Raw genomic sequence first — 9,588 nt, forward strand, 5'->3', positions numbered from 1 at the left:
TTTTAGGAGGTTTTAATGAAAAATACATTTAAAACAATCATCAACTCTTTTGTGATTTTAACATTTATACTTTTTTCTTCATTCGATTCTCAATCTGGAGAGAAAAAACCATTAACGCTTGATGATATCTTAAAAATAAAATCAATATCAGATGTATCGATGTCTCCTGATGGAAATTCTATTCTGTATGTAATTTCAAAACCTGATTTCAAAGAAAATGTTTTTGACTCTGATGTATGGATGGTTAGAATCAAAGAAAGAGAGATAGTGCAAATCACAAGATCTCCAAAAAGAGATTACTCTCCTCGATTTTCTCCTGATAGTAAATTAATAGCATTTTTATCAGATAGAGAAGAAAAATCTCAAATATGGATAATAAACCCTACCGGAGGAGAGCCTTACAAGCTAACCTCTCATAAAACAGGAATTAATTCATTCCAGTGGTTTCCAGAATCCAATAAAATTGCATTCATAGCTCAGGACCCTTTAATAGAAGAGGAAGAGAAAAAACAGAAAGAAAAGGATGACGCTTATGTTGTGGATAAAAATCTCAAAATGAACCACATCTGGATGATAGATTTAGAGAAAAAAGAGGAAAAAAGAATTACTGAGGGAAACTTTAATGTTTTGAACTTTTCGATTTCTTCGGATGAAAAGGAAATAATTTTTTCAAGCTGCTCTTCTCCGACAGCAAATGAGTCGATGAATTCTGATTTATTTAAAATTTCTATTGAGGGAGGCGAAGTAAAAGAATTTATAAAAAGACCTGGAATCGATACCTCTCCGAAATATTCTCCTGACGGAGAACAGATTGCTTTCATAACCACAGATGGAAAGTATACCTGGATTGGAAATAACTTTTTAGCAGTAGTTAACTCAAAAGGAGGCATTCCTAAAAATATCTCAAAGAAATTCGACGAAGAAGTAAATGCTTTCTGGTGGCACCCAAACAATAAAGAAATATTTTTTATCGCTTATCAAAGAATGAATCATCATCTTTTTAAGATTTCCCTAAAAGATGAAAATCCTATTCAGATAACCAAAGGAGATGGCTTTTACAGTAATTTCTCTTTTTCTGAGGATTTTTTAAGAATGGCTTTCATTTTCCAGACCCCAATGATTCCTCCTGATTTGCATGTATCAGAATTGAAAGAATTATCCCCGGAAAAATTAACAGAAGTTAATCCAGAACTTAAAGAGTTTGAGATAGCATTGACAGAAATTGTGAAATGGAAAGCTAAAGATGGAATGGAAATGGAAGGACTTCTCGTAAAGCCGCTAAACTATAAAAAAGACACTAAATATCCTCTTCTCACAATTGTGCATGGAGGACCTGCAGGTGTTTTCAGCAATCTTTTTGCTCCAAGAAGAGGTGCCTATCCAATTCAGACTTTTACAGCCGAAGGTTATGCTGTGTTTATGCCAAATCCGAGAGGAAGCGGAGGCTATGGAGAAAAATTTAGACGTGCTAATTGGAAAGACTGGGGGTATGGAGACTATAATGACATTATGAGCGGCATAGATTATCTTGTTAAAATCGGCATTGCTAACCCTGATAAATTAGGAATCATGGGATGGAGCTACGGTGGATTTATGACATCCTGGGTTATTACCCAGACAAACAGGTTTAAAGCTGCTTCAGTAGGTGCTGGAGTCACTCATACAATAAGTATGTATGGATTAACAGACATTCCTGATTTTATGGAAGACTATTTCGGAGGCAAACCGTGGGAAAATTTCAAAGAATATGAAAAACATTCTGCATTACATTATGTCAAAAATGTAAAAACTCCTACGCTAATTCAACACGGAGAAAAGGACATCCGAGTGCCCTACTCTCAGGGCCAGGAATTCTATCTCGCATTAAAAAAACTTGGCGTTCCCACTGAATTTGTTTCTTATCCGAGACAGCCCCATGGAATTCAAGAACCTAAATTAATAAAGGACTCGATGAAAAGAAATGTTGATTGGTTCAATAGGTGGATTTTAGATAAAAAAGAATAGAAAAATAGGAGATTTTTAAATTTTAAACGATAAGCCCTGACAAAGAGCCATAATGAATAAAAAAATATCAACAGATAACGATGCTAAGAAGATTACAATCATCGGAATAGCTTTAAACATAATCCTTATCATTTTTAAGTTTATTGCAGGAATATTCGGAACAAGTAAAGCAATGATCGCAGATGCTTTTCACTCAACCTCTGATTTAATCGCAGATGTAATTGTGCTTTTTGGGTTGAAAGTCTCATCAAAGCCAAGGGATGAGGCTCATCATTATGGACACGGAAAAGTTGACTCATTAGTTTCCCTTTTTATAGGAATTATATTAATAGTGTTATTAGCTGGTTTAATCGTCAATTCTTATACATAAAAAACAGGTCAATGAGACGCTCTTTGTCTCAGCAGCATCTTTAATAAATGACCTTGCAAAAGCAAATGAAGAAAGATGCCTTGAAAGTAGACTGAAGTTTTACTCCCAGATGAGACTTTTAATTGTTGATGAGATAGGTTATGTACCGATTGACCGATATGGAGCAAACTTATTCTTTTTTTATTGCATATCTTCCATCCATTGGAAATTCGGATATTGATCTTATCTTTCCTTTTATAATCCCATACTCCATAAAAGGATAACTCATGAGTTTAATATTTATATCCTGTCTCGGTGTCAGGCTTAACTTATGACTTTACTGTTTTGATTTAAGCTTTCAATATTTTTTTAAATGCGATAACAAATATTCTAAAATTTTAAACTCCTAAATATAAAGTCAAAAGTCAAACCTGACACCGTTAACTTCGAATATCATCTGGATTCCCTTTTGAGTTACTTAGCGGAGGAGAGTTCTGAGGTTATCATGGTGACAAATCCGGTCAGAAAGGAAAACACCGTATGAAGAATCAGTTAGAGAAAGAGTTACAACAGCTTGAGCGTTTTCTAGCTGAGAAATTTAATGTTGCAAGAAAACGTGCTCAAAGCAAGCGAATGGGTCAGAAAATCCATAAGGCTCAGCAATATGTCACTGACATCAGGGAATCCATAAAAAGGCTTAATATCCAGCATCGGCAGATGCCCAAGAATAAGTAAAAATTATCTTTAGCAGATTTTATTATATTATTTTAGGTTCATTTCTTTAGGGAAATCGAATACTTGCATAGATCCATCGTCCTGGCAAAATCAAGGATATATAAGGATTCTTCATCTAATAAAAAGCTCCAAAAAATACCTGGTACATCAAAACTATCGAGATAGATGCCATCATTGGTGTACCTTTCAATTGTACTACTTTTTGCATCCTCCAGTAAATAATTATTGCCCAATAATATGTATATTATTCCATCATATGCGAAAATGTCTAAAGTTTCAAAGCTTTCGGCAAAAAATCCTCCATGCCCCGTTCCGCTCTCTTCTTCCTCCCACTCCCACCTCCAAGTATATTTGGCACTGTATGGCCTCTTTCGGCTAAATTCCAATAATAAAGTACCCTGCGTATCATATTTTTGCACCAAGTTTCTATAAAAATAGGTAACGTAAATGTATTGTTCTGAATCAATTGTTATCACATTCTTATTCAAAGCGTTTTGCAATAGAAAATTTTCATACTTTTTTATTTGGCCAAACGAAGTCAGCAATTCACCGGTCTGCGTATATTTATAAATCAAAGCAGTATCAGGCTTAGTCACTGACGCAAAAATATTACCCTCTTTATCTACCACAATACTGGATACATTCTTCCTTACTTTAAAACTTAAAATGAACTCACCAGTGAGGGATAGAATTTGAATGCGTGCATTACCAGTATCTGCTACATAGATTTTATCATTATCATCAATAAAAATATCAGATGGTTTCATAAATTCCCCTGGACCTTCCCCTTTCCTACCAAGGCTCAAAATAACTTGACCATTTGGATTAATTTTCTGAATTCTATTATTACCAGAATCGAGCACATAAATATTTTTTAAGCTATCCAATGCTAAAGCTTTTGGTTCGAAGAAAATCTTTGATTGATCCGTTTCCTTTAGGCCGCCAATTGCCCAGATTTGATTTAATTCGACTTTCTTTCTCGAGTCTTTTTCCCATAAACCTTTTTTTGTATTTGTAACTACGTGAGGAAGTGATTCTTTTGATTTATTGCTGCAACTGTTTATTAGCAAGATAATCAATAAGCATAGAAGAATTTTCACTTCAGAGACCTCCATTTACAAGGCTCTATGATATTTTCGCTCTTAATTGAGCCAGCGGGAATAGAGGTACCCCTCAAAAGTTTCTTCTTTCCCAATGCGAATTCCACCTCGTCGGCCATCCGTTCCAACAATTAATCTACGGGGGTTGTTTGGGTCAATATAAAGAACCGAAATAACTTTTCCAATTTCCATTCCATCGTTAAAGCTCAACCAATTATCTCCTCGATCCTTAGAAATCATAATTTTGGTATTTAACCCACCAATAATTAGGGTGCTTGGCTTGATTGGATTAACTATCAGACAGTTCATCCGAATCGCATCGGCATCAGGCAAAGTTTTTTTCCCCCATGTTTTACCGTTGTCTAAAGATACATAAAGATAGCCATCAAGTGTCTCAATATAAATAGAGCTATCGTACGGGCTAATTTGACAAAACTTTCCAGAATGATCTAACAGAATTTTCCGCCATTTATTCCCTGAATCTTCAGAAAACAAAATACCTTTAGAAGTTACTACAAAGATTATATCAGGACGATTTTGATCTAATACGATATAATAGACATCATAATCGATTTTGGCATTTGTTCTGAACCAAGCCTTGCCATTATCTCTGGATTCAAACAAACCGAGAACTGTACCGAGAAAAATTCTCTTCGAATTGTTTGGATCAAATGCAATATCATAAATGCCCGGTTCCTCTTTTAGGAGGAGTCGTTGAAAGGGTGATAACTCGCGATTGGGAAAATAGTCTATTTTGCTCCATGTTTGTCCACCATCGAAAGTTTGATAGAGTGTACTTTGCGGTCCCTTTGGATTGTAAGACGCTGCCAGCATTCTTTTAGGGTTAGTTGGATCAATATCCAAAGCACGTATCTTTCCTTTCTCTTTCATTAAATATTGAAATTTCTTTTCTTTTTCCTGATACTGAATTATTCCATCTTCAGTGGTAACGTAAATGATGCCGCTAAAGCCTTTTGGAATTTTTACCAAATTAACACCAAAAAATGGCCCTCCTATTTTCTCCCATTTATTTTCATCCATGCAGTGTAGGAAACATGAAATCAGTAGTACAGATGTAACGGTTGCAAAAAGTAAAGATTCAACCTTCAAGGTAAAACTATTCATCTCCTCCTCGATTGATTATACCTCAGATAAAAATTAATTTAAATCGTTCATCAGTTTTTTCAAATCATTCTAAATCAGAAGAGAAAGTGCCTGGCAAAATTGACGGGGAAATGATTAACCAGCGTCGCTTCGCTCCTATAGGTGGCCGGTTTCGTTCGGAATCAGTGGCCAGATTCATCGGAATATGCAATTTTCTGAAGAATCCAAACATAACTGGGATAAATTCATTTTTAAATCTTATCTCTTCTTAATAAAAATCTTACAATGGCAGGTTCTCTTATAAAATTGAGAGCTACCTAACATCAGCCTTTTGAATTACAAAATTTGATAATATTAAGAAAAGTGGGAAGTAAAAAAACAAGATAAAAATAAAAGGATAATTAGAAGAGATTCTCTCTGAAAGCTTTTTATTCTTAAAAGTAAAAAATGGACGATCAGAAAGATCCAATCTATCATTTACACTAAAGTTCGGATTTTTTCTCAATTGTCCTGCATATTTTCTCTTGACATAGCTCCAAAAAATGTTATCGAAACTGTCTTTTTGCTTATTATATTCTTCCACACTATCTAAACCGGTGGATGATATTTCTGTTACAAGGTAAATAAACGAAGGTATCGGCGATAATATTGATGATACCCACTTAGTTATTTTGACCTGATATTTTGTTTTCCTTTTATAATTAGTAACTATTTCAGATCTCTTTTTACTATATTTTTTCTTAATTTTCTCAATTCCCGCAAGCTTGTGAATCTCTGACTCTGGCATTTTGACATTACTAATGTAGTAAGGTCTTAGAGCCCTTTGAATCTCACCTTGTCTTTCTTTCTCTAACTGCGCTAATTGATGGTCTATAATATCGGGAGATGAGATTTTGTACACCTTTGTGCTAATATAGGAGCTTAAAGTGGGAGATATCAAGATAAAAAATGCCCAGAAAAAAAGGGATATCAATATAGATCGGAAAGAATTCAGTGCAAGAATAGATATAAATACACCTATGCAATAAAATATGCTTAGATAAAGAATAGAAAAGATCACAATAAAAAGGATAGCGTACCAGTGCTGGGATTCTAAATTTATTTTGGTCCCCAAGACTAATATTATTAGCCCTGTTAAGAAAGAGGGAAGGAATATCATAATCGAAATGGTGAGCATTCCTCCTAACCACTTTGACAAGAAGAGGGTATTGCGTCTCAAAGAGTTTGATAATACTAATGGCAATGTTCTCCCCTCTTTCTCAGTTGAAATGGTATCATAAGAAAAAAGGATTGCCATTAAACTTAGAAGAGTTGAAATCACAAATAATGGATCAAAATTCTGATAAAGTAAAGAAATTGAATCCATATCCAATGACTCTATTTCAATATTTTCATCAAAACCTTTCGCAAAGATACTGAGAGCAGAAGGGGATTTTAACTTGGTAATTATTAATCCTCCTATATCATTAATATTAGCGTGAGAATCCAACGCTTGATTTTGAAGTTTTGTCCTTTCTTTATAAGTATGAAATCTGTTCTGATAATCCCTTTCTGAAACTACCATTGAGACAATCATTACTAAAAAACATAGCATAGCACCAATTGTAAATCTGAGATTTAATATGTTGGTTAATGCTTCTTTCTTAACTATATGCCAAAACATCATAAAGATATAACCTATCGAAGATCGTATTTATTGAAGGATGCAATAAACCCTGTAAAGAAAATAGAAAAATAAATAGTTAGGATAATTAAATCATTGATAATACCATACCCAATTGTTTCGGAAAGTGATGTCCTTTCAAAAAAGAAATCTTCTGTTTTCCCTGTTATTAAATATTTTAATGCATTTCTTTCCCTGAATCTCAGAATAAAGTTTTTAAATCTTCTCTCATCTTGGATACTTGTTCTCAGGCTTTTGGTCGTTGCTTCTGTAAGACCTCCTACAGGGAATATCCTTCCTATATTCCTTGCAAGATTCGTATAATAATTCAATTTTATTCTAAAATCTTCCTCTAATCTACTTACATTTTCCTGTATTTGTAAAAACCCATCATACCCGAGGAAACCAGGATGCTCCTTATTTTTTTCAAATTTAGTCTTTATAAAAGCCCTTATTTTTTCCTCCTCTAATTTATCAGTAGGGGGAACATTTGCCAAAGCCTTTGCAATCAGAGCTGAAGAATTTGGAGTAACAAAAATGAAAATAGCCCATATCAATAGGACAATGGACATGCTCTGTGCTGAAGAGTGGAAAAGAGAGGATATGAAAAGACCTAAGGCCAGGAAAATAAGTATATAGATATTTGAAGCTAAAATAAACAATAATAACCTTATCAACTCCTCACTTCCTATTGTGAGAATCCCACCTAAATTTAATAAAACAGCTGAAAGAAGAACCAAAAAATTAAATGGGAAAAGGATTATGATTATTTTTCCTAAAAACTTCGCCAGTATAAAGGAGATTCTCGGTACTTTATTGCAAAGAGCCATCTTTAGGGTGCCGTTCTCTTTTTCTCGACAAATTGCATCAAAAGAGAGTACGATAGCAATAAGACTCGTGAAAAGCTTGATCACAAATAATAAATCAGGGGTTGTGAAGAGGGATAACAATAAATTTACCTTCTCTTTACGAGAGCCTACTTGGATCAAAAAACCGTAGCTAAGGTCATAAAGGCGAGATATGTTTTTATCTACACCGGAGACAAATATGCTCAGGGGCTCTGGAGAGACGATTATTTCAGAACTGGAATGTGATGAAATATGAGTTTGATAATTTAATAGGCGAGCTTTGTAGTCATCTACTCCTATATAGATTGAACTGATTACAATACCTGTCAATATGAGCATACAAAATTGAAATCTAAAGCTTAAGAGATCCTCAATAATTTCCTTTTTCAGGATATGTTTTATCACTTACTTTTCGGCTTTTGGAATAAAGAATCACTCAGGTTTGTATTCACCTCTACTTTTATTACTATGGTCTCCATCTCTTCCTTAAAAGGTCCAATCGACGAAGATCTTTTCGTCTTGCCCTGTAGCATAAACCCTTCAAGATTAATATAATTTAATATATAATTTTTCAACCTTACTTCGGTAAACCCCATCAACTTTGGTACAGCTACTTCCTCTATTATTGGGAGATATGAATTGGTATCAATGTAGATGTTAAAATTCCTTTTCTCTCCCCCTTTCGAATGCATCTTAATCACATAATATCTTCCTTCATTTTTTTCTTCGTATGCTTCGTCAAATTCATATTCTCCTATTGAAAGAAGATATAAGGGTCCCTTTAAACTCGAAATAGAAGCCAATCCTTTCAGTTCTTTTTCTTTTCCCTCTGAAACATCCTTGATGATATTATTTTCACTCATCCAAGATGAAACCCCATCATAAACCTCGCTTACTAAGGCTTTTGTATTTTTCGCAACAAAATATACCTCAGTATCCATTCTGATTTTATCGGGAAATTTATAAAATAGCGTTAAATTAATCTTCTTAGAACCATCGGGTGATTTAGGAATCTCTCGGTAATAGTAAATGGTTAAATCTTTAAATCTATCAAGCTTATCAATCCCTTTTGCCTTCAATGAAAGCTTAACTATCTCCAATGCTTCCTTTTTCTCAATCTTTTTAATTATTCTTGAGAGTATTTGTTCGGATGCTTCCTTTTCCCTGTGATTGGTTTCAGTGGAATTCTGGGAACATGAAATAATAAGTATTAAAAATAAAATCATTAATAAAGTCTTAAGATATTTCATTTTCCGCCTCTCATCTTTCATAATGAAAGTCTCTTTGAGGATATAAGAGCCATAGAAAATGATAAAATAGCAAAAAACAGAAGCATCATCAAATCTTTATTCAATAAATATATGTCTTGCAAGAAGAAACCTTTTCTCATGAGATTGCAAGTATAAGTTAAAGGGTTAAATGTTGATATAATGCGCCCCTTTGAGGCTTTCTATTTAAGCAGTTAGAATTTAATTTGTCAAATTAATTTCTCAATCAGTTTAGGAAATCAAATACTGAGAGATATATTAAAAAAGTATTGGATCTGTAGATTGTTTTCTGTAAAGGCTTTATTATCCATTCTAATCTTAAATTTCCCATTTACTAATCACTTTAAATCAACTAAAATATGAAATTCAATCTATCCTGAAAAAAGAATGACTTCATGGTGAGGAAAAGAATTAATTGAACCCGAATTACGCAAGGTTTATTGCAACCTATTGGAGGGCAAGCCTTTAAGTTTGCTTTATATCACCTAACAAGCACGACTAAAGCCCTGCCCTACAA

8 protein-coding genes and 1 pseudogene are annotated in these 9,588 nt (G+C 33.9%); 4 read left to right on the forward strand and 5 right to left on the reverse strand.

Features of this window, described 5'->3' with window-relative positions:
• The first annotated feature begins 15 nt into the window (after positions 1-15).
• The 3 genes and pseudogenes from AB1410_03245 to AB1410_03255 all read left to right on the forward strand — a co-directional run bounded on the left by AB1410_03245 (position 16) and on the right by AB1410_03255 (position 2,492).
• Positions 16-2,004, forward strand: coding sequence for a S9 family peptidase (locus AB1410_03245; GenBank protein ID MEW6455716.1), 1,989 nt, complete (start codon positions 16-18; stop codon positions 2,002-2,004).
• Positions 2,005-2,056: 52 nt separating this feature from the next.
• On the forward strand, positions 2,057-2,374 hold the full coding sequence (locus AB1410_03250) for a cation diffusion facilitator family transporter (GenBank protein MEW6455717.1): 318 nt from the start codon (positions 2,057-2,059) through the stop codon (positions 2,372-2,374).
• 43 nt (positions 2,375-2,417) lie between these two features.
• Positions 2,418-2,492, forward strand: a pseudogene (locus AB1410_03255) (hypothetical protein).
• 634 nt (positions 2,493-3,126) lie between these two features.
• On the opposite strand, the gene AB1410_03260 reads toward AB1410_03255, so the two are convergent.
• Both AB1410_03260 and AB1410_03265 read right to left on the reverse strand, forming a co-directional pair.
• A complete protein-coding gene (locus tag AB1410_03260; GenBank protein ID MEW6455718.1) occupies positions 3,127-4,188 on the reverse strand; it encodes an NHL repeat-containing protein in 1,062 nt (353 codons plus the stop codon).
• Positions 4,189-4,230: 42 nt separating this feature from the next.
• Positions 4,231-5,313, reverse strand: a complete 1,083-nt coding sequence (locus tag AB1410_03265; protein MEW6455719.1) for a YCF48-related protein — start codon at positions 5,311-5,313, stop codon at positions 4,231-4,233.
• An 86-nt stretch (positions 5,314-5,399) separates the two neighbouring features.
• Between AB1410_03265 and AB1410_03270 the strand changes: the two genes are divergently transcribed.
• Positions 5,400-5,564, forward strand: coding sequence for a hypothetical protein (locus AB1410_03270; protein MEW6455720.1), 165 nt, complete (start codon positions 5,400-5,402; stop codon positions 5,562-5,564).
• Positions 5,565-5,605: 41 nt separating this feature from the next.
• On the opposite strand, the gene AB1410_03275 is transcribed toward AB1410_03270, so the two are convergent.
• From AB1410_03275 to AB1410_03285, 3 genes are read right to left on the reverse strand one after another with little or no spacing between them, the layout of a single operon-like run.
• Positions 5,606-6,958 carry an ABC transporter permease subunit gene (locus AB1410_03275; protein MEW6455721.1) on the reverse strand — a complete coding sequence of 451 codons (1,353 nt, stop codon included), beginning with the start codon at positions 6,956-6,958 and terminating at the stop codon, positions 5,606-5,608.
• Positions 6,959-6,969: 11 nt separating this feature from the next.
• Complete coding sequence (locus AB1410_03280; protein MEW6455722.1) at positions 6,970-8,208, reverse strand: ABC transporter permease subunit; 1,239 nt, start codon at positions 8,206-8,208, stop codon at positions 6,970-6,972.
• Entirely contained in the window at positions 8,205-9,053 is an 849-nt protein-coding gene (locus AB1410_03285; GenBank protein MEW6455723.1) for a hypothetical protein, read from the reverse strand. The genes AB1410_03280 and AB1410_03285 overlap by 4 nt, the downstream gene beginning before the upstream one ends.
• Between the last annotated feature and the right edge of the window lie 535 nt (positions 9,054-9,588).

This window comes from Acidobacteriota bacterium (assembly GCA_040756905.1).
In the GTDB taxonomy this organism is placed as follows: Bacteria; Acidobacteriota; Aminicenantia; order JBFLYD01; family JBFLYD01; genus JBFLYD01.

Bases quoted from the DNA above. Each gene is read 5' to 3' on its own strand.
- AB1410_03245 (MEW6455716.1), top strand. From the start codon at position 16: ATGAAAAATACATTTAAAACAATCATCAACTCTTTTGTGATTTTAACA.
- AB1410_03250 (MEW6455717.1), top strand. From the start codon at position 2,057: ATGAATAAAAAAATATCAACAGATAACGATGCTAAGAAGATTACAATC.
- AB1410_03275 (MEW6455721.1), bottom strand. From the start codon at position 6,958: ATGATGTTTTGGCATATAGTTAAGAAAGAAGCATTAACCAACATATTA.
- AB1410_03285 (MEW6455723.1), bottom strand. From the start codon at position 9,053: ATGAAATATCTTAAGACTTTATTAATGATTTTATTTTTAATACTTATT.
- AB1410_03265 (MEW6455719.1), bottom strand. From the start codon at position 5,313: ATGAATAGTTTTACCTTGAAGGTTGAATCTTTACTTTTTGCAACCGTT.